Origin of the sequence: Methylobacterium sp. E-016 (assembly GCF_022829745.1) — a bacterium.
Lineage (GTDB): Bacteria > Pseudomonadota > Alphaproteobacteria > Rhizobiales > Beijerinckiaceae > Methylobacterium.
On record NZ_JAKSYF010000131.1, the window covers coordinates 1 to 20,213 of the forward strand.

Below are 20,213 nucleotides of genomic sequence, written 5' to 3' on the forward strand. Positions count from 1 at the left end.
TTCTCCATCAGCCCGCGCAGGGCCATGATCTCGTCGGTCATCGGGGGTCTCTCGGGTTCGGGGTTGGTCGTCGCAACCCGACCCTACCCGGCAACCGCCGATGACCACCCCTCAGCTACACCACCGCCTGGGACACGACCCAGACATCAACCCACTGCCTGGCAGCGGACATTCAGGGCCAAGTAATTGTCCGTCCGGTATCGCCCCCTTGCAGACCCTCGGAAGGTCCGCTTCCACGCTGTTGACACAGAGGCCAGCGACCGGGTCGGGTGGTTGGCAGAATGGCCGCTCGCGGGAATGCTCGAGAGGAAAGCAGCCCCTTCCGCTATTTGTGTCAATCCAGCTTAAAATTCGGCACGAGCAGCGCTGAAGCGCAACCCACAGCCATCGTTGAACTCGTGGTGAAAAATCAGGCCGCATGCGCACGCGTGCGTGCAAGCATTCTCAAACCTGTCCTGTGCAAGGTTGGCCATTATCGGCCGCTGAGAGTGCCGGTCGTTGAGGAGGTGTGCATGCGGATCGCGCAGGGAGGGGGCGTCCCGGCCGAGGCGCAGCGGGCGGTTCCGGCGTCAGGAGGCGTGTCCCTGAGCCGGCTCGACCAGCTCGTGATCCTCGGCGTTGGCTTCGCGCTGCAGTTCAACGTGATGACCTCGACCTTCGGGCTGCCGTTCATGCGCCTGTCCGACATCCTGCCATTCCTGACGATCCCGTACTTCTTACTTCGTCCGCGCATCCTGTCCCCGCTTCTGGCGCGGGCGCTGCCGATTGGCGTGGTCGTCCTGTTGCTCGCCGCCTCGCTGGTGGCGAAGGCCGACGTCCAGCAGGGCGACCTGTACCTGACCCTGGTGCTGCTGCTGTACTTCGTCCAGGCGACGCAGCTCGTGATCCTGCTCCGCGAGCCGGCGGGCGCCGACAGCTTCGCGGTCGGGACGCTCGTGGGCTTTGCCGGCTCGCTCCTGGTCCTGGTCGCGGCCTCGGCCGGCATCGACCTCACAGCCGTCGGGCTCGCAGTACCGACCAGCGACTTGCGACCAGAGACCATCCTGTTCATGCAAGACAAGCTCGGCGGCTTGTGGACTGCCGGCAACGAGACTGGGCACGTGTTCGCGTTAGCCGGCGCGGCGGCGGCCTACCTCTGGTACCGCACCGGCCGCAGCGCGATCTACGTGGCGTACTTCGCAGGCCTCCTCGTCAGCTTCCCGCTGACCAACAACCGTGCCGGGCTCATCCTGCCGGCGATCGTCCTCGGGCTGATCCTCAGAAAGAGCGTCAGCTTCTATGCCGTCCTGTCGGGGGCGGCCGCCGTCTGCGGTCTCCTCATGCTGTACAGCGCCACCGGCTATGCCCCCGTGCCCGAGCAGCTCCAGTCGGCGATCGAGAAGCGGTTCGTTGCCGACAGCCACGCGGAGGATAACATCCTGGAGCGCTTGGACTCAACGGTCGCAGGACTGGAACTCTCACTGACTAACCCATTTGGCCTAGGAAACGTTTCAAAAGAAAATCTAATATTCGTAATGGCCGGCGTCGGCACGCCGCATAACGCTGTTGTCACCCTCGCACTCCAAAGCGGGGTCCTGGTCGCGCTCGCCTTCCTTGTTGGGACGTTCCGGATCGTGCTCAGCCCGCAGCGGTACGGCCCACTGATGTTCTACACCGTACTGTTCATGACACCCTCGCTGGCATTCGAGGAACTCTCAATCAATCAAGCGTTCCTGTTCGGTATCGCTCTTGTGCTTGCAGCCTCTGCCACGAAGTTCGCGCTCGACCCTAAGATTCGAGACATCTGATCATAGCCACTAGGCTCCAGTCGGTCAGTCAATCTCAGTCAAAATATACAAATACGATATTTCAAATGTTTGATATTTGACAAATAATGGGCCAGAATATCAGCATTACAGATATCCTAAATACCCCGTATTTGCGGAAGCGAAAAGTGTACGGTCGAACCTGATTGCATCATCGTAACGATCACGCAGTTTCAAGCTTGAAAGGCGCGCGGTCGAATGCAGGTCGAGCAACTTAGATCAAGAACCAACACAAAAGAGCGCATTCCCCCATACGAGAGCCGCAAGGCACAACGTACCCAGCACTGCAGCCGAGCCGATATCTTTCACCCGACCGATATCCGGATGCCGTGTGGGGGTAACATGATCGCATAGCTTCTCTATCGCTGTATTCAGTAATTCGGCCACGATCACGAGCAGCAGTACTCCGATCAAAGCGACACGCGTCCAGCAGTGTTCGGACATGATCACAGCGCTCGGTATCCCGACCGCCAGCGCAATGATTTCCTGTCGAACGGCTCGCTCCGATCGCACAACGTGCATGAGCCCACGGAGTGAATTTTGAAGGGCACAGCTCAAACCGGACGAGGGTAGGCGAGCAGGTTGAGAGGCGTTACTTCTCTGATGTCTCATGGCAAATCCGCTAAATGAGAGGCTTGTAGGCGGCCAAGATAAGCATCCACCGCGTCCCGCTCTGGACAGGTATGGAAGCCACCTGAGCACTGGTCGCGGAGTACTTTTTGCGCGGAAAAGACCGGTCCGAGCGGAAGGCCGGCGACTTCAAGTATCGTCAAGCCAAGATAGGTCAAATCGAGTGTCGAATGAGGCGGGAGCTCCGCCGCCGGTGCGGTATGGATGAGATTGATCGAGAAGAAGGTCTTGTATGCCGACGAGTGAAAGTCGAGGAGGGGGTCGGGACCCTCACGCGCCTCGATGACCGGTGCGGTCACGATCGGCTGGTGATCCCCGAACTCGGCGACGACGATTCCATGCCGATCGGCGACACTCTCCAATCCCGAGAGAAAGCGACTGTACGATGAACGGGCCAGCGCAAGCCGCCGCAGATACTCATCGACCTCAGGAGAATTCCCGAATGGCTCTCTTGGCAAGCGGGTTTCCGGCTGATCCCTGTAATCATAAGGACCATGCGCTGACATAGTCATGACGAATACGAAATTCGGCCTGTTATCTACCTGCGATCTTTCCTTGAGAACTTTGGTCGCGGCATTGTAGTACACGTCATCGGGCTCATGCGTACTTTTTGCGCCGATCGCTTTGTAGTCCAAAACTTCATCTATTCCAATGGATTTTAGAAACGCGCCTTCGTTGACGAAGCCATATCCTTGCGGTGAAATTGCGATCGTTCTGTAACCGCAAGCCTTGAGGTGCATCGGAAGGGAATGGCGAATCCGGCCCTCGAGGAAAAGCGTTGCATAAGGACGGCGCCAACCCAGGTCGGCGGGAGACAAGCCGGTCATGAACTGTACCTCGCTGATCCAAGTCGCGCCTGCATAGGTCTCGACCCGCAAGTCCCGCGTTCGACCATCGAATGAATGGAAGGCCTGAGGCGCGAGGGAACCCGCTTTCCACTCAGGAAACGCCGTCGGTGCGACGGCGCTCTCACTAAGGACCACGACGATGTCTGGGCGCTTCGAGGCGCCGCAGTTTTGCGATGCAAACGGCGTGGAGCCGCCGAGGTTGTCGAGGCGCACCTTCAACGGACTGTCAGACGCATATCGAACTATATCGCCCGTGGAAGCAAAAATTGAAGAGATTAAGTGATTTTTGCGAACGTAATACCAAAAGGTGTCTGCCTCTGCCGGCCGTGAGAATTGCGCGAGCAATAAAACTGATACTAATGCTAGGCCGATCCGCCATCGCGGTGTGTTTTTATGATTTTCCAGATAAAAAATTGCTATTCCAACGGTCACCCCAAGCAAGATAAGGGTAAAGAAGGCTGCAACGTACAGAAAATACTCCGACACAAGAAAACGAATTACATCTAGCTTCGAAAAGTAAAGATATAAATCGATCACTTGCGCTTTAACAGCCATGTTTCTCAATTTAACAGCTGACACAAAGGCGGATCCAGCCAGAACAATCAATCCGCAGGCAATCGAGAATATGGGACGGCGACTCACAAAAAAGGCGCCGAAAACAATGGAGAGCAAACACGCTAAGGTGAATGGAACCGACCGGATATCTTGCTCGCCGGCTACGACAAGGCCAAGACATACAACCGTTACAAGCGTGATTACGAAGCGCCGAAAATAAACCTTTTTAAACCGATCGTTTGGGGTCAGCTTCTTAGCACCAGATGATCTGAAATGGCATATGGGAGCTTCGAGGTGTACATCAGGCGTCCCAGTTTTAGATAAATTGATTGTCATTCGCTCGGCCTCGCACACCACAAAACGGTGATATAGAACGGTTGCAAGATCGTTTCTAAAAGCGAAATAGGTCGAAGTTTGTTTAAGATAAGCTGAATTTCTATAGATAACCTGCTCTTGCATTTTGCAGCGTTAGAGTTACAAATTGGCATAAGTTCCTGAGCGTTGCGCCTCAAAAATAAATTCACATCGCAGATTGATTTATAATCAACCAGTTGCTCTAGGCAGGGCTGGTAAGATCCCAAGTTGTTGTGATTTAAGATCTTTACCGCTCTTAGAAGCAAGATTGCCGGATAACGGCGACTTCGCTTCGTAGCGGTGCGAACTCTTAGTCATCGATGGACTGCCAGAAGTTTCAGGATTGGGCGAGCGCCTGGAGATGACTATGCTGGACGGCACCCGCCCTCAGCTCCTACGACAGGTGCAGCGCATCGAGCAGGGGATGGGCCGGGGCGTGCGTTCCAGCGATGACCACTGCGTCGTGCTGCTGCTTGGCGGCCGCCTAACTCAGCGGCTGCATGATCCTGACGCGGAAGGTATGTTCTCGCCGGCGACGCGAGCCCAGATTGAACTCGGCAAGGCGGTGGCAAGTCAGGTCAAAGGTAAGCCACTGCAGGAGCTGATACCTGTCATCGACCTTTGCCTTGAACAGGACGATGATTGGGTGGCTGCGGGCCGCAATGCGGTGGTAAACGCTGCTCCAGGTGTCGATGCCAACGTCGACGCCGGGACAGTCCTTATGCGCAACGCATTCGATCTTGCCCGAGTCAAGCGCAACGACGCGGCAGCTGAGAAAGTGCAGGCGGCCGTGGCGGTGGTACGCGACGAGATGACGAAGGGATTTTTGAAACAGCAACTCGCCTCTTACATAGACTTCATCGACCCCGCCCAAGCACAGGAGGTTCAGATGTCGGCGCTGGGGCTGAACCGGAGGTTGTTAAAGCCGCTTGTAGGAGTGTCATACCGGAAGCTGAGTGCGCCAGCGACCGGCCAGGCTGCGGCTGCCGTCGCGTTCATGCAGCGGTTCCTCGAAGGCAACGATCTTGTGATCTGGACCAACGGCGTGCTCGATGAGCTCCGCTGGGGCGAGGAGCAGAGCCGCCGATTCGAGGCGGCGATGCGAGATCTCGGTCTGCTGCTGGGGTTTGGCTCAGAGCGACCGGAGGAGGAAGTGGGTCGTGGGCCTGACAACCTTTGGGCGCTAGGCGGCCTTAGATACCTTGTGATCGAATGTAAGAGCGGAGCCACCGGCGCGCTGCGCATCTCCAAAAAGGACACCAATCAGCTGAACGGCTCCATCGTCTGGTTCAGGCGAGAGTACGACGCTACGTGCGTATTCACGCCACTAATGGTGCATCCGCAGACGCGCTTCGAGACCGCCGCATCGCCGGACCCGGCGATTAGGATCATGGAAGATGCGGGCTTGCTCCGGCTACGCAACGCCGTCCGCGCCTACGTCGCCGCCATTACGACTTCCAAAGTTTTTACCTTACCGAGCGAAGTAAGCAGAAGGCTTGACCATCACTGCCTGACACCGGAAAAGATCGTGTCGTTGTGTTCTGTCCCGTTCACCACGAAGTGACGCCCGACCAATACGAGCGCGCGGTCGTGCGGAGGTCGCCTGGTCCAGTCATTAAGGCTGACTCGGCGTGTGGTCGCAGCTTATTCATGGCGCTGATCTGTAAAAGGCCCTAAATTTACAGGCGCAGGTCTACCCAGAAGTGCGTCAGCTTGAACGGTGACGCGGCATTGCTGCGATCCAGTTCATGTTCGGCAACGTGCACTGCCGATGAGCCGGGAAGGGGTGAGGGAACGGGCAACGTTGGAAGGCTGCTTTCGGTGAGCGCCTTGACTACCTCGCGCGCGACGGTCGCAACGTCCATCGATTGGACATAGCCGATCATCCCCCCGTAAATGTCATCCTTGCCGTAGAGATGAGACTCGTCGACGTAGCGTCGCACACCGTGGGCGACGTAGTTTCCGTTGAAGATCCAGGCTCCTGCAGCTGTACCCAACCGCTTGCATTCCACCACGTAGGTCCGTGTAGCCCGGTCAAGGTCGACTGCTTGGTCGTCCTGAAAACCCCACTGGAAGTCAGGGCGCTTGTTTTCCCGATTTGTCCTTTCGGGATCGTCGGGGCTTGGCAAGTTGTTCGCCTCGTAGGTCGCTACTAGGTTCCAGGTATGCTCGCGGCTAAGGATCGGCCGCGGCGTCAGTGAAAGCAAAGTCTTATGACGCGCGACGGCGACACGCCTTATCCGGAAGAATAACTCGCGGTTGAGGTCGTTTTCGTTGCTCCGTCCGAAGCCGCCGGCCTCCGCGTCCGTTGCTAAGCCCTCCAAGCCGGCCTGGATTACCGCCTGCACGCTATCGACGAAGGCGGGCCACAGACCGGTCGAGATCGCATCTAGTTCCGCCATCTAATCAAGCGCTCCTGCGCGAGGCCAACTGCACGAATAGGGCCTCGGCGTCTTCGCGGGCGGTGCTTGCTGTCCAAAGCCGACGAGCGTTCTCCTTTAAGACGACGAAGCCGTTGTTCGTCACCGCTCGCACTAAGCGTCTGACGTGGAAGGCAGGCGACACTGGTCTCGAGAGAGCCGCGGCGCAGCGAGCGACCACGGAGGCCCAGTCCCCACTGGCGGCCATCCCGTCCGATGCGCTCGGATCGACAAGGTCAAAGGTCACCGCCAGAGCATCCCCTCCAGGAGACGGCGTCACGCGCCAGCTCAACTCGATCACTTCAGGCAGATGCTCTTCCCAGGCGTCTAGGAAGGCGCGTAGGTATCGTGACAGGCCCTTCGGCAAAGAAGCGTCTACGGAGCCGGTGCGGGAGCCGGCGACCGCTCCGGACAGCGGCAAGCGCTTCGTTGCGCTTGACGCTGCTCCCTTCCAGTAGAGATCGTGTTCTTCGGCCCAGAAGTCCTCAACGAGGTCGCGTTCAGATAGCGATAGCTCGAATAGATCGAAGACGGCGTTATCCAAGAGGCGGATGGCGGAGTCGTTTTCCCGGCTGGTCAGCCCGCTTTGTCTGTCGATGAAAATGTGGCTCTGAGGCTCGGCTGGAGCGGAGTCGCGAAGCAGCTCCACGGCGCGGACGACGCGCGCGGTCGCATCGTCATGCTCTGCCCGCGCCATGCCCCACGACGGCGCGAACCGAATTGGAATGCCGAGGAGGTCGCGGGCCGTCACTTTATCGTGCCAGCCACCCCAGCTGCCTGCCGTCATGAAGAGTAGGTAGCGACCGAGCGACGACCACAGTACGCCAAGAGCCGTCTTCGCCTGGGCATCGGTGACATGGCGCAGTGGGATGCAATAGAAGCTGTGCCGGAACGAGAACGGCCGATCCTCAAGCCGCGCGACGGGGCCGAGCGGCTCCCGCACTCCGTGCGTCATGACAAGTCGGCGCCCGTCGTAGATGCGCTGGTCGGGATCGCGTTTGACGCCCCTGGGGGGTGGCAAGAACCATTCGTCCTGCAAGGGACCAAACGGCTGGACCTTCTTATTGCTTAGCTCGGGCAGGACCGCCAGCAAGCTCGTCGGCTCGCCACCGCCGCGTTGCCAGCCGTAGCGCGGCGGCGGGTCAAAGTTCTCGACCGCTTCGCCGAGAGTTCGCTCCATGCGCAACCTGGACACCAGAGCGGCATCGTGGTGCCCTCCCCACCAGAAAACCTTCCAGAGGTAGTCCACTTCCGCGAGGTCCGCTTGGGCGACCACGCGACGGTCGAGTGGGACGGCGGACATAGTTCGAAGCCGTTCGACAGAGCCGACCCGCCTGGCGTTCCAGAGCACGGCGCGTTCGGCCGGGTTGGGCCGGCGCTTCTCCGCCAGCATAAATGCGAACGGCGCGACAGCCTTGGCGAAGAAGACGCGGCGCACGTGCGCCATGTTCACGACCTGGGCTATTGCCGCATGGGCGAGCAGGTGTCGGCGGAAGGCTCTGCTCGTGTCGCGGTCGTTCCAGAACACCTTCATTCCGACCAAAAGTCCGAGCGCGCCTCCTTCCCGCAGCATCGTAATCGCGCGGTGGATGAACAGCTGCGAGAACGATCCTTCGCCGGCCGGCAGCTGGAAGGCTGAGGCCCAGAGACGGGGGACCGGCTCTCGATTGGACGCTTCGTGCCAGGGTGGATTACCAACGACCACGTCAAAGTCGTTAAGGGTCAAATCAAGCGTGCCAGCGGCGGCTAGCAGCTTGAGGTCATCCCCACGCCCCGCGTAGCTTCGCTTGGCGGCCACGCGATCCGACAGCAGTCGCCGCTCCTCGTCCGTCAATGCGAAGGCGTCCGATACGACGATAATCCCGAAGCGCCGCTCATCGCGTACGCCGCTATGAAGAAGGTACGGCAACGAACCGCCTGAGGCGATGTCTGGCGGCTCCTGCTGGTCCAGCAGGGCGAGATACAGGCTGAAGGCTGCCACCCGCGCGGCCTCGGCGTTGATCTCGATACCGAAAACCCGGCGCTGAAGGATCGTGCGCAATTCCGCTGGAGACAGCTTGCGCCGCAGCCGCTGCGCCTCGAAGCGAACGACGCGCCTAAAGGCTTCCACAAGAAAGACCCCCGACCCGCAGGCTGGATCTAGGATCTTTGGCTCGAGAGTGAGGCGGGCCGGTGTTAGCGTACGACGTAGCACATCATGAACTAGATTGGCGGGCGTGTAGTGGGTCCCAGCTTCTTGGCGGAGTTCGTCGTGATCTTTCACACGCTTCTGATTATTCTTCTGATCGAGATGAGCCTGCCGATCTGGGACAACTTTCAATTTCTCGGCGCGCTCATCTGACTCCGTATGGGCACCGTCGCCTTCTTCATCCAAGGCATCGTGGTAGAACTGTTCATATATACTGCTGATGAGGGCGAGAGGGACCACCTCGAAGTCGTAGGCCCAAAAGAAAAGCGGCCGCTGGTCGCTCTCCACCTCGCCAAGAAGGAAGGCCCTCATCATATGAAGCACTGGGCCGGAGAAGCGCTTGCCCCGCGCCTCCCCAAGCGAGAACAGATCGCCGTTGAAGTCCTCCGCGAGTTTTTCGAAAAGCGCGGCCGTATAGTCGGCGTCACGGAGCACTCTATCGTAGAACCGCTGCTTGCCGGGCGGCCCAAGGACAAGCGTGTCACCTTCAAAGTCGAGGTTGTGCTGCCACGCTGCGACGCCTTCCGCAACGCCCTCGAAGTAGGCCCGCGTCAGCACTCCACGATCCTCAAGATAGCGAACCAAGATCGATCGGCCGATGAGGGCGTGAGCCTCCGCCATCGATAGGCCTGTCGCCTCAAGTTGTGACCGCACGATGCGAAGGTCGCCGATGAGTCTGCGGTCGGCGCGCGCGGGCGCCACGCCGCCAATCTCCATCAAGCCCTGCAAGTCGGGTCCGAACTTGTCGACCTCGCGCGTGAGTTCCAACACGTCCGCGGTGGTCAAGAGAACTCGCCAGGGATCGGAAGGGGGCGTGCCGCGCTTTGGCGGAAGACTGAGAGCGTAGACGCGTACTTCGTTCGGCAACGCGATGAATAGGCAGCGTGGCTCCGACATGCACCATGCGCGCCGGTATAGCTCGCCTAGCGAAGTTTCGTCCGGCGTACCCCGCGCGTCTGCGAACACCGCGACGGGATCGCCGCGGAGGGACAGCACCTTCTCGGCACCAAGCCTCTCCGCGAGTCCCAGCCAATCGCCTAGGTCAGTCCAACGCTCCAAGGGCTCGCCCGACGCCGCGAACTTCTCCGGCTGCGAAGTGGCGTTCAGCAGATCGTCTGAGCGCTCGCCGAACCGCCCGTAGACCTCGTTAAGGAGATCGCGGCCTAAGCTATACAAGATTACACCCGCAGTTTGGCGGATGCGGCCTTTTCCAACAGCACCGGATAGCGCGTTTAGAGGGAGGCATCGGCGGCAGGATCGAGTACGAGCGGGAGCGCAAGCTGCTTGCCGTCCATTGCTTCGAGCAGACGGACAAGGGCGAACTCAACGATGTAGTTCTTCGACAACTCCGGCTTGTGACGCCGCCTCATCCGCTCGATCTCGGCATTAATCTTCGGATCGACGCTCACGGAGAACCTTACCTTGCCCGCCATGCATCGTCCCTGGAGTGCCTGCACCATCCTGCACCAAGATGGTGCGAAACGGAATACCCTAATCGCTTCGCCGTTAGCCGTCGCGGTCGAATTCACGCCGCTGCCTGTCGCAGTGGTGGCCGAAGGTCCGCTTCAGCCGACAATCGCCAATAAGGGGACTGATCGCTTACTTTTAGTGTTGCCGACCGCTTTTTCTCAAGCGGTCTCGGCTTTCGAACATAGCATTAAGGCAGTCAAAAAGATTTTTGGTGATGGCCCATAGTATCGGACGGCGATTAAATTGATCGTGCGTTCAATTTCGCATTTAGAAGAAAGCAAATTCGATTTGGGCGTGGAAACAGATTTTTGAATTTTGACGATGATAGGCAAATTTGAGTACCAATCTAATGGCTATTAATTTTGTATTTCGATGCTAAAAACAGTTGTGCCATTTGGGTAATTGCAGCTTCTTTGTTTGATAAGCCCCGGCGTCCCGGTTTCGCCCCGTTCAAAATCAGAGCTTTGCTTAGATCGCGGTGCTGCTCCGCATCCAGGTGAAACACCATGCTGCAAGCTTTCTCGGCAGGCTGCTCCATTGCCAGACCCCGGCGAAGCTCCACGACCGTGCTGCGTTCCGCAAGCGCGATCAACTCGTCAGCGTTGGCTTCTGTAATGATCTCAGCCATCTCGTTCAGTTTGGTCCAGCCGAGGCGGTTGAGGCGATCCCTGGCGATCGGAAGCTCGTTGTAGGCTTCTGCGATCTTCACGAGGTAGTACGTCCTGCGGCGGCTCACGTCCGGTCGCTTCAGCCAGTCGGCGAACTGGGCGGGGTGATCCGCCCGGAGGGCCGACAGGGTTTCCGCCAGTTCGAAGATGTTTCCCTTCCAGTCGAGGGCGAGCCGCACCGCCCTCTGGTAAAGTCCGCTGTCATCACCAGGCATGGCGCATCTGCTCGTTCCAAAGAACTCAAAGGATGATTTGGAGATAACCGGTACTATCCTTTCTTGGAACCGAGCAGCTCGCCTGGCCAGCCCCTATGCGGTGGACGATCTCACAGAAGCGCACCGGCAGCGTTGCCGAGGAACAGTTCTCCTTCTCGGACATAGCGCGCGAGCATCGCGTCGCTGGCGTGTCCTGTCTGTGCTCTGATCCTGTGGGTCGGCACCCCGGCCCGCACGGCGCTGGTTGCGAAGCCGGCGCGCAAGCTATGACCAGAGAAGCCGACGGGGTTGATCCCGGCGGCGCCTACCCGCTCCCTGACCACCAACGATACCGCCTCACCCGACAGGCGATCGACCCCAATATGGCCGTGCCGATCGACGGGTCGGAAGATGGGGCCGGTCGCGATGCCAGATAGTGCTAGCCACGCATCGAGGGCGGCGACGGGGCAATGCCGGGTGCGACCGTGAGGAATACCAAGCTGGCGTCCCGCGCCCTCCTGATCAGTCTTCGAGAAATTAAGTGTGACGATCAAACCGTGTCGGACGTGCTCGACATCGGCATGATTGAGTCCAACCAACTCTGAACGACGGAACCCACCCGCGAAGCCGAGGAGAAGCAGCGCGCGGTCGCGCACGTCGCGGACTGATTCGCCGAGCTGATCGAGCACGAGCATCAGGTCTTCTCGTTCGAGTGCCCGCGCCTGCTTCTGCACCGTCCCCTTGGAACGCTTGATCCCCCGCAGTGTCGCGCGGACGATCTCAGATCGGCATGGATTCGCGAGACCACGGGCTTCGTGCGCCTTTGAAAGGGTTGCCACGCGGCGGACCAAGGTGGCGACGCTTAGCTCGTGCACATGGTCCGCAAGGTAGGTTGCAACTGTCGCCGGTGTGGATGGGATCGTGCCGCCCCAAATCTCGAAATGCGAGAGGTCGAAACGGTACGCCCGCCTGGTGTTGTCCGAGATGCTTTTTTCGATGAGGGCTGCGACCCGCTCGTCACCCGGATCGAAGGGGCTCAGCTGTCCACGTTTTTCCCCATCATCCGGACAAGTGAAGTTGATTTCACTAAGGCCAAGCTTGGTCGAAATTGGCCGGTTGGCACGGGATAATAAGGGATTATCACGAGTGAGGATGTCACCGAGCATGGCGGGTATCCTCCATCACCTCGGCGCGGACCTCGTTCAGCTGTGGGATGTCGGAGCTGAGCAGGGCCAGGATTTCACTGGCTTCGGATGGGGAGACGCCTCGGCACTCAACCTCGTTCTGGCGTCGCAAGCTGTCGCCGAGCGCCCATCGAAGGCGTCGCCGCATCAGGCCGCCCTCAACCTGGAACAGCAGATCTCCGAGGAAGGCTGTGTGACGACCCTCTGGAATGCGGTCTCGAACCCACTTGGCCGTCCGTGACTCACCAGCTGCGAAACGGGATAAAGCGCGCCGCCCTTCGCGAGTGTAGGTATCCAGAGCCCAGCATGGGAGCGCACCGATGAACGCTTCGTGCCCGAGGTCGTCATCTGTGACGGCTGGGTTGGTAGGTGCACCCCCGGCCATAAGTAGGCCGACGAGCGGGCTTAGCATTTCCCGGGTTCGCCTGAATCCCTCCCGTGCGATCTCGACCATGGTCATTGGGCAGCCGAGTTCGTCCAGGAGATCGAATGCGAAGGCCGGCTCTCCCCGTCGCGTTGCGAGACGGGGCGATGGCCGGCGATCCGTACCGAGCACGAACCAGAGCGCGAGAGCACGTTCCGGCAGCGTCGCTTGGCTGAGTACGATCCGGCGAAGTTGATGGATGGATAGCTCGGCTTGTTTGTGCCGAGCTTCGGCTAGGTCAGGGTGAAGCTCGACTCCCATCAGGAGATCGTCTGCCGAACGGCACTTTCGAGCCTCAGCCATCGCAGTAACGATGAAGCTGCCGACGGCCCATTCCCCGCCAAGGGTTTGACGCACCCGTTTGCCGCCCAAAGCAGCTGTCACGAGGCCGAGCGTGTCGAGGTCAGCAATGCCCATGTCCTCGAAGGCGATGCCGCCACAGCGGCGCCAGAGCCGATCAGGCGAATCGATGAGAAGTGTCGCGGCAGCCTGCAAGGCGAGCGGCGTGTGTCCGCGTCTGATGGCCTTCTGAAGAAGGCTCATAGCGATCCACGGCGAGATCGACAGGGGATCGCAGGGCGGGATCGCAGGGCGGCCGGCGATCTTGTGCGCGAGCCGGGTGCGAAGATCCGCGAGAATGTCGGGTCCAATCAATTGCCTCTCCTTGCGTTGAAGGGGAGGCTGAGAACTTCAGACCCTCTATGACGTTAGGCCTATAGCGGACCAAGGAAAGATTAATGTACGGGCTTCGAGGAAATGTCTCGAAACCGCCGTCAAACGCCGGCGCCGTACAACCGTTACAGGTCAGCGACAACGAAGAGACATTGTCGTGCGCTAAAGATGTCTTTAATGAAAGGGGATGATATAATCTCAAGATATTTTGGATCAAAACCTGTTCTATATGAGGCCTTTACACTTGTCTCGCAGTGTCCCTCATTATATATCCTAAAAAATCGGGTGCCTCTTCGTCGTGGGTCGAAATCTGACGGATGGTACCCGTGCCCTGGGTCCGCTCCCGACCCATATCGGGCGCATCGCCGGTTGTTCGGCTTTCCCGGAAGCAGACATGCGGCGTCGAAGTGGATGAACTCCATCTGCTCAAAAGTAAACTATCTGCCCGTCTTCAGCTTTTTGCGCAGCCTGCGGAGAGTGCCCAAGCATGTCGGGGCTCATATGCGTGAGAAGGACGGACTTGGCGGCGATTTCCGGAAGGTGCCGTTCCAGCATCGCCCAATCCAGATGGTAACGCACGGGGCGTTCAGCCGTGTAAGCCTCGGCAATGAGAAGGTCGGCCCCAAGCGCGGCGGGGATCAAGGCATCCACCCATTCCGTGTCCCCCGTGTAGCAAATCACTTTGCCCCGGAAGGTCAGGCGCAGGGCGAAAGAGGGGCTGCCCGATGGGTGTTTTACCTGGAAAGCTCGCACCTCGACGCCGTTGACCTCGGTTGGTGTCTCCGGCTCGATCTCTACGACTTGCAAAGCGAACTTACGTTCGACTTTGGATGAGCCGGGAAACATAGCCTCCATCAACGCTGGCAGGCGCCCGCGCAAGCCCGGCGGTCCTACAATAGTCAAGGGCGTGGTGCGGCGGCTGACAAGCTGCGCATCGAGGATCAGGAACGGCAGGCCGCCGAAGTGATCGCCGTGCAGGTGGGTGAGAAACACCGTCTCGATCCCATTGGGATCGACAGCGAAGCGGCGCATGGCGATTAGCGCGGAGGCGCCACAGTCGATCAGGAAGCGCGTAGTGGATGCCTCGACATGGAAGCACGTGTGTAGCCGTCCGCCAGAGCCGAAAGCATCACCGCAGCCGAGAACACGAAGCTCCATTGCCAACTCACGCCGTGGTCAGTGATCGGCCCTCATTCTTTCCCTCGTAGCCACGAACGCAAGGGTTGCGATGGCGATGGAGACGACAGCTTCCCCCCAGCATGCGCTCGGCAGCAGATAGCCTGAAATCCACCCAAGCTGGTCGTCGGGACAGTTGACGGTGCTCCCGCAAAACGGCCGTTCGATTACGTCCGCAACGTCGGCTCGGCTTGGAAACGGACCTTCAAGACCTGTGATGCTCCTCCTGCCGGTCCAACTCGGCAGCAGCCAATGCCGCGATTTGCAAGTCGGTCTCGGCGAGGGGATCGTCGTCGCCTAGGAACCACGAGGCCGAGAGACCGGCCCAGGCCAATACCCAGGATGCAAGGCGTCGCCGATCCAGACCGCCTGCCGCAGCGACGATGTCTAATCGCCGTGTGAAGCGTCCAGGCTGCGTCGCCACGGGTCGCGTGGGATCTGCAAGGTCGGGATTGGTGAAGATATTGGCGAAGTCGAACCCCCGCTCGCCGATCAGGTGCTTGGGATCGATGGCCAACCAGCCACGCACGCCGAAGTCGAGCACGTTGCCATGATGCAGATCGCCGTGCAGTGCACCGACCTCTTGCGGATGCGCGAGGAGGGCGCGGGCCGTTTCCGCGCTGCGGGCGAGGATGCCGCCGTGGCGGTCCGCCGCAGGCCACAGATCGCTAAACCGCTCCGCGAGAGGCGTTAGCTCCGGCAGTGGCTTCGGGCGGGGTGCGTGCAGTCGAGCGGCAGCCGCGCAGAGGATACGGCAAGCCTCGTCGTCTTGCCCATGCCGGGCCATGTCGGTTAGGGACGCCGCGCCCGTTGCGCGCTCCATCAACAAGGCGTCAACGTCCCTGGCAAGCACCCGCGCGGCGCCATCCCCGCCCCACCACTCCATCAGCACGCCGCCGAGGCGTTCATCTGCCTCGTGGGACAGCTTGAGCATCGCTGGCCTACTATCCTTTATGACGGGGAGGAGGTGGGCAGCGTGCGTGGCTATCGGCGCGCCATCGGGAAGTAGACCCCAGCGGGTCAGATAGGCTTCGAACATACCGCCTGTGTAGCATGGCGTAGAGCCGCGTAGGGCAGAAGCGGGCGCGGCAGCCACGTCAGCTTCGATGACTTTCCGCTCGTAAGCGGACTGGCCGAAAACCACCCCGAACTGCCATTCCGCAAGCGACCCAACCCAGCCGCCCGGACCGCCATCGGCATTTCTCCAAAGCAGCCGTTCGTCAGGCCTCCGGCAACTTCGGCTCGGGGTGGCGAACGGAAGTTGATCGGCGGCCATAAAGCGGACGTTCGACCTTGCGCGGCTAGGGGTGAACCAGGTCGGCAGCAGGTGCGTGTCACCGATCAAGGCGACGGCCAGGGCCGCGAGGGTGGCCGCGATGCTTAGGCCCACCGTCACGGTCGAGGCCAGGCACTGGAGGGGACGGCGACGCGCACGCTGGGGCGGACCTTAGTTGCCGGCAGGCCCGCCGTGGGAGCCGCGCCTCGTCCACCCGTCCTTCAGCGTCGCTTGGATCGCCCCGCTTCCACGAGCGCGGCCGCGGCCAAGACACCGCCAAGCGCCAACCCGACCGTGAGGCCGGGGTGCATGGCCGCCGTGGTCGCTAGCGCAGTCTCGCCCGGGTAGCGTGACGAAGTGCGGCGTGACAGCAGGTGATCGTAAAGCTGCGTGAAGGCGCGATCAATCGCGCGGGTCTCGACGAGCGTGCGATCCAAGAGCTTGACGGCTTTGGCATGTCCGAGCGCGTGTGCGGCCCTCCGCAGCGTGCCATACCGGGCGATGTAGAAATGCGCCGCGACTTGACCGTACTCGATGTTGATGAGGTCGCGGTCGGCGGCATCCCCATGCTTGGCTATTTCCGCTTCGTTGAGATCGCAGATGCCCTGCATGGCGGGATCGTTTCTGGGGTCGGGCCTGACGCCGATCGAGTCGAAAACCTCGTCCAACCGCTCTAGCTGAACGATGTTCTGTTTCGATCCGGCCTCCAGCATCTGTTTCAGCTTCGGCAGCGTCGCCGTCTTGTTGTTGCGCGTCGCCTGCGCCGCCCCCTGCCGATGCGCTCCGTGGAGAAGGTCTAACCCTTCCTCGAAAAGTCGCCGGTTCCCTGACATCATTCCTCACCTCGTGTTCGCCGTCTTGAACTCAGAGTCTGTCTGGCAACTCTGGCCGCCCTCGTCGTTCGGTTGATGCGATCGACTGCGGTATCCAACGCAGTAAGCGCCCGGGTCGGCCTCAAGATCCGTCTCGGCCTTCTGCAGGCGGCAGGTATCTACGGGCGCCGACTGGAACTGGGGCGCCGACACGCGGTTTCGGCGGTCGCTCAAGAAACACCCGAAAACCCACCTGTGTGATGGCCAGGACATGCTCGCCACACAATTCACACGGCTTGAAGCGCTTGCTCGCCAGCGATGTCTGTATTTTCAACTGCTCATTTCACATCCGTCAGGCAGCTTTCTGTCGGACCCGGTCGCTCGGGATCGTACAGTTTGCCCGAAAGCAGACCTTCCGAATTACCGAGTCGGTCGTGGGCGGAAACGTTCGGTAGCCGATCCCCTTTGGGACACATGGGGAATGCCTGGAGCGCGACTTCAGATGGTCCGTTGTCGAGCCTGGAAACGGCAAGGCTAATTAAAGCGGTCGTTCGCGGGATGGGCCATGTGAAGCGCAACCAGAGCAGGTCAGCGCGATCAGCGCAGCCTCGAAATGCCGCGCTCTAGGTTGGCTTTGAAGCGCTGCTTCATTCCCGCGGCGATAAAAGAGCGGACCATGGACCGGATCCCGAGCGGATGCGGCAAGCTCGGCCGATATGCTTGACGATCCGGGGATGACCGCAGGCTCTGGGGTGCAAGAAGCCCTTTCAAGGCGCATCCTCCCCGACCGTTTCAAGGATCACGCGCGCCGTCTCGGCAGGCTGATCCCAATGCGGGAAGTGGCTGCAGCGTTCGAACCAGTGCAGCCGGGCCGACGGGAAGGCTACCTGGGCGCGTGCAGCCTGGCGTGGCAGCAGCAGGTGGTCCTGGCGGCCCCAGCCGATGGTGACCCGGCCAGGCGTCTTTGCCGAGCCCTGCTGCAACGGTCCGCGTGCCAGCTCGCGCAGCATCGCATCGAACACCGGTGTGGCCGCCAGGCTCCGCAGCTCCTCTTCGACAAGCTGCGGTGGTAGCACCCACGGACGGGCCGACAGTTGGGCCAGCAACACCGTACGGGTGACGGCATGGCGCGACAGGCCGGGATGGAAGGGCCGCAGCAGCCGCACCAGGCGTATCGATGCCGCGAGCGTCCAGTGTAACCAGCGCGTTTCCCACCCGCGCCAGAAACCGCCGGGATCGAGCGCCACGCAGTGCCGACCGATGCCCCGCCGCGCCAGCTCCAGCACCAGCCGGCCCCCCACCGAACTGCCGACAAGGTCCGCCGTCGTCAGGCCATGGGACTGCACGAAGCCGGCTAAGGCGTCTGCATAAGCCTCCACCGTCTGCCGGCCCGCGAGCCGGGCCGATTTGCCATGTCCCGGCAGGTCGACCAAGATCAGTTCGCGCGAGGCGCGCAATGCGCTCAAGAGCGGATCCCAGGTGCGGAGATTGGCCCCCAGCCCGTGGACCATCAGTAGCGGCCGGCCCGTGCCGAGGCGTTCGAAATGTAGGGACATGACGGCATTGTCCTTCAATTTTCGCCCTGCAATACGAACACTGGTCCGTCGCAGATTTCGTCAGGCCGAGAATGCCAGTCAGGTCCGCGGGCCGCTCATATCGGACGCATTGAGGTCGAGTGACCCGCCGCGGCATTCGGTGAACCTGCACAGGTGATCAGAACATGAACCCATGGCCGGGTTGGCGCTTGCCGAGCCAGCATCGTCGTCCGCGGTCCGTGCGATCACGCCGACTCCAAACGGTCGACGGACGGAGACTTGACGGCACGGAGCCATCCAGCCCCCGGGAACTTCTCACCATCGTCTTCAGTTCTTTGCGATCGGCTCCCTGATCTGGAACCTGAGGGCTTCGATCACGACCGTCTACGTCAGGATGGCGCCGCCGCGGTCGATGTGCGTGTTGCACACCACCGCATCGTCGGTTCAATCGGAGACGGAGGGGCCCTCGAACTCACAGGCGTGCGACCGGGCGACATCAATCAGCATGTCGCCCCCCCTGGCTGTCCGATGTCGGTCATGTCGCGCCTAGGCCGGAACGTGATCAATGCTCGCGGTATCCTCGGACGCCACGCCATTCTTGCCGTGGCGGAAATCGCTCAGCGCCTGGTAGACCCGAAGCCGTGCGCGCATCACGGAACCAAGCGGCCGGTGAGCCGTGAGACTATGGGCAGGACGGAAGGTCATCACCTCGTCGAAGTAGCGCACGCGGGCCGCGCTGTAGGCATCCTGGCGGGGCAGCCGCAGCGTCGCGACCGTACGGTAGGGGCTGATGGAGACCGGCCAGTCGACCGAGGCATCCTCGATGGGCTGCCTCTCGACGTCCGCCCAGAGTTGCGCCCTCAACTCGAACACCACCTCGTGGTCGCGGAAGAAGGCGACCGTGGCATGGCGGAAGCCGTCCTCGTCCTGATGCGGATCGAGCCGCCACTCGGATAGGGCACGCTGGCTGTCCGTCGCCGGAACGACCCCGAGCTTGGCCACGTAATCGCCGTAGCGGACCGGCGCCTGGCTGAAGTAGCTGTCGGCGAGGGGGTGGCTGTAGGGATGGCCGAAGAAGTCGGCCAGCGCGCTCTCCGTCCCGAAGGCGTGCAGCGCGCGATTGAGGTTGCGCATCGTCGACGAGACCGCGCTCTTCACCCCTTCCGGCAACCCCGTGGACTTCCCGATGACGGTGCCGTCCCGCAGGAAGCCGGCCGCTGTGCCCGAGGGAAACGTGGTGCCCGTCGCGAGTACGAAGTCCTGGGTGTCGACGGCGTGGCCGGGCAGCTTCTCGCCGGGCACGTCGAACACCTTGATGGACATGCCGCGGTGGGTCGAGACCCGGTCGCCCAGGGTCTCGCCCGGCCCCTGAGCGAAGCGAACCGCCACGGGGTGAGTGCCGGGCGTGGCGAACAGCCCTTGGGCCAGTTCGGGCGGCAGGCCGGCGGCAATCATCAACTCGCCGGTGACGCACGCAGAGCTCTTCGCATGGCTGGCACGCACGGCATGGTGCTCGCGTGCCTCGACGGTCTCCGATTGCTGCGTCATGCCGTTGATGATGCCATCAATCGTCTTCTGCTCGTCCGGATCGGGCTTCTCGACGTCGGGTGCGTATCGAAGGTAGGTCATGTTCTTCCTCACGGGGATCGGGGAGCCGAGCCAGCTCGTCGTGTCGAAGCCGTGACGAGCACCGTCGTCACGCCCTTGGGCGGGTCGGCCTCGGTCGAGGACATCGCCATCAGCGGCGTGTCGAAGGTCGAGACGCTGTCCCAGTAAAGGGCCGGGTGGGCGTTGAAGATTTGCAGGCCGCTCATCAGCAGGACCAGGAGGTAGACCGCGTTCACCCAGTGCGTGATGCGGATGACGACGGGATGCCGGAACATCCATCGGCGACGCTCGACCTAATCAGTCTCTGGCGCTGATCGGGTGAGATAGGTTCGGGCCAAAGGTCTTCCTTGAAATCGTGGCCTGCAGGGCGGAGATCCCTTCATCGGGACCTCCG

General features: G+C 61.0%; 17 protein-coding genes. 3 read left to right on the forward strand and 14 right to left on the reverse strand.

Annotation, left to right across the window (positions count from 1 at the left end):
- The first annotated feature begins 512 nt into the window (after positions 1-512).
- Positions 513-1,787, forward strand: coding sequence for a hypothetical protein (locus tag MKK68_RS18465; RefSeq protein WP_244032142.1), 1,275 nt, complete (start codon positions 513-515; stop codon positions 1,785-1,787).
- 237 nt (positions 1,788-2,024) lie between these two features.
- On the opposite strand, the gene MKK68_RS18470 is transcribed toward MKK68_RS18465, so the two are convergent.
- A complete protein-coding gene (locus MKK68_RS18470; protein ID WP_279605409.1) occupies positions 2,025-2,417 on the reverse strand; it encodes a diacylglycerol kinase in 393 nt (130 codons plus the stop codon).
- Positions 2,414-4,297, reverse strand: a complete 1,884-nt coding sequence (locus tag MKK68_RS18475) for a sulfatase-like hydrolase/transferase (RefSeq protein ID WP_244032146.1) — start codon at positions 4,295-4,297, stop codon at positions 2,414-2,416. The genes MKK68_RS18470 and MKK68_RS18475 overlap by 4 nt, the downstream gene beginning before the upstream one ends.
- A gap of 262 nt (positions 4,298-4,559) precedes the next feature.
- Here MKK68_RS18475 and MKK68_RS18480 point away from each other — a divergent pair, with 262 nt between their 5' ends.
- A complete protein-coding gene (locus tag MKK68_RS18480; protein ID WP_244032148.1) occupies positions 4,560-5,756 on the forward strand; it encodes a hypothetical protein in 1,197 nt (398 codons plus the stop codon).
- Between the two features lie 115 nt (positions 5,757-5,871).
- On the opposite strand, the gene MKK68_RS18485 is transcribed toward MKK68_RS18480, so the two are convergent.
- The 3 genes from MKK68_RS18485 to MKK68_RS18495 form a co-directional block, all read right to left on the reverse strand.
- On the reverse strand, positions 5,872-6,594 hold the full coding sequence (locus tag MKK68_RS18485; RefSeq protein ID WP_244032150.1) for a hypothetical protein: 723 nt from the start codon (positions 6,592-6,594) through the stop codon (positions 5,872-5,874).
- Positions 6,595-6,598: 4 nt separating this feature from the next.
- Positions 6,599-9,586, reverse strand: a complete 2,988-nt coding sequence (locus MKK68_RS18490; protein ID WP_244032152.1) for an Eco57I restriction-modification methylase domain-containing protein — start codon at positions 9,584-9,586, stop codon at positions 6,599-6,601.
- A 446-nt stretch (positions 9,587-10,032) separates the two neighbouring features.
- A complete protein-coding gene (locus tag MKK68_RS18495) occupies positions 10,033-10,209 on the reverse strand; it encodes a hypothetical protein (RefSeq protein WP_244032154.1) in 177 nt (58 codons plus the stop codon).
- A gap of 13 nt (positions 10,210-10,222) precedes the next feature.
- Here MKK68_RS18495 and MKK68_RS18500 point away from each other — a divergent pair, with 13 nt between their 5' ends.
- Complete coding sequence (locus tag MKK68_RS18500; RefSeq protein WP_244032156.1) at positions 10,223-10,495, forward strand: hypothetical protein; 273 nt, start codon at positions 10,223-10,225, stop codon at positions 10,493-10,495.
- A 121-nt stretch (positions 10,496-10,616) separates the two neighbouring features.
- Here MKK68_RS18500 and MKK68_RS18505 read toward each other — a convergent pair whose 3' ends face one another.
- From MKK68_RS18505 to MKK68_RS18545, 9 genes are all read right to left on the reverse strand, one after another.
- Entirely contained in the window at positions 10,617-11,153 is a 537-nt protein-coding gene (locus MKK68_RS18505) for a hypothetical protein (protein ID WP_244032158.1), read from the reverse strand.
- A 110-nt stretch (positions 11,154-11,263) separates the two neighbouring features.
- A complete protein-coding gene (locus tag MKK68_RS18510) occupies positions 11,264-12,298 on the reverse strand; it encodes a site-specific integrase (protein WP_244032160.1) in 1,035 nt (344 codons plus the stop codon).
- Positions 12,288-13,394, reverse strand: coding sequence for a hypothetical protein (locus tag MKK68_RS18515; protein WP_244032162.1), 1,107 nt, complete (start codon positions 13,392-13,394; stop codon positions 12,288-12,290). The genes MKK68_RS18510 and MKK68_RS18515 overlap by 11 nt, the downstream gene beginning before the upstream one ends.
- Before the next feature lie 444 nt (positions 13,395-13,838).
- Complete coding sequence (locus MKK68_RS18520) at positions 13,839-14,570, reverse strand: MBL fold metallo-hydrolase (RefSeq protein ID WP_244032164.1); 732 nt, start codon at positions 14,568-14,570, stop codon at positions 13,839-13,841.
- Between the two features lie 223 nt (positions 14,571-14,793).
- On the reverse strand, positions 14,794-15,627 hold the full coding sequence (locus MKK68_RS18525) for an aminoglycoside phosphotransferase family protein (RefSeq protein ID WP_244032355.1): 834 nt from the start codon (positions 15,625-15,627) through the stop codon (positions 14,794-14,796).
- 458 nt (positions 15,628-16,085) lie between these two features.
- Entirely contained in the window at positions 16,086-16,700 is a 615-nt protein-coding gene (locus MKK68_RS18530; protein ID WP_243932191.1) for a DUF892 family protein, read from the reverse strand.
- A 743-nt stretch (positions 16,701-17,443) separates the two neighbouring features.
- Complete coding sequence (locus MKK68_RS18535; protein ID WP_244032166.1) at positions 17,444-18,232, reverse strand: alpha/beta fold hydrolase; 789 nt, start codon at positions 18,230-18,232, stop codon at positions 17,444-17,446.
- A gap of 525 nt (positions 18,233-18,757) precedes the next feature.
- A complete protein-coding gene (locus MKK68_RS18540; protein ID WP_244032168.1) occupies positions 18,758-19,840 on the reverse strand; it encodes a catalase family protein in 1,083 nt (360 codons plus the stop codon).
- Between the two features lie 8 nt (positions 19,841-19,848).
- Complete coding sequence (locus MKK68_RS18545) at positions 19,849-20,094, reverse strand: hypothetical protein (RefSeq protein ID WP_409567269.1); 246 nt, start codon at positions 20,092-20,094, stop codon at positions 19,849-19,851.
- Between the last annotated feature and the right edge of the window lie 119 nt (positions 20,095-20,213).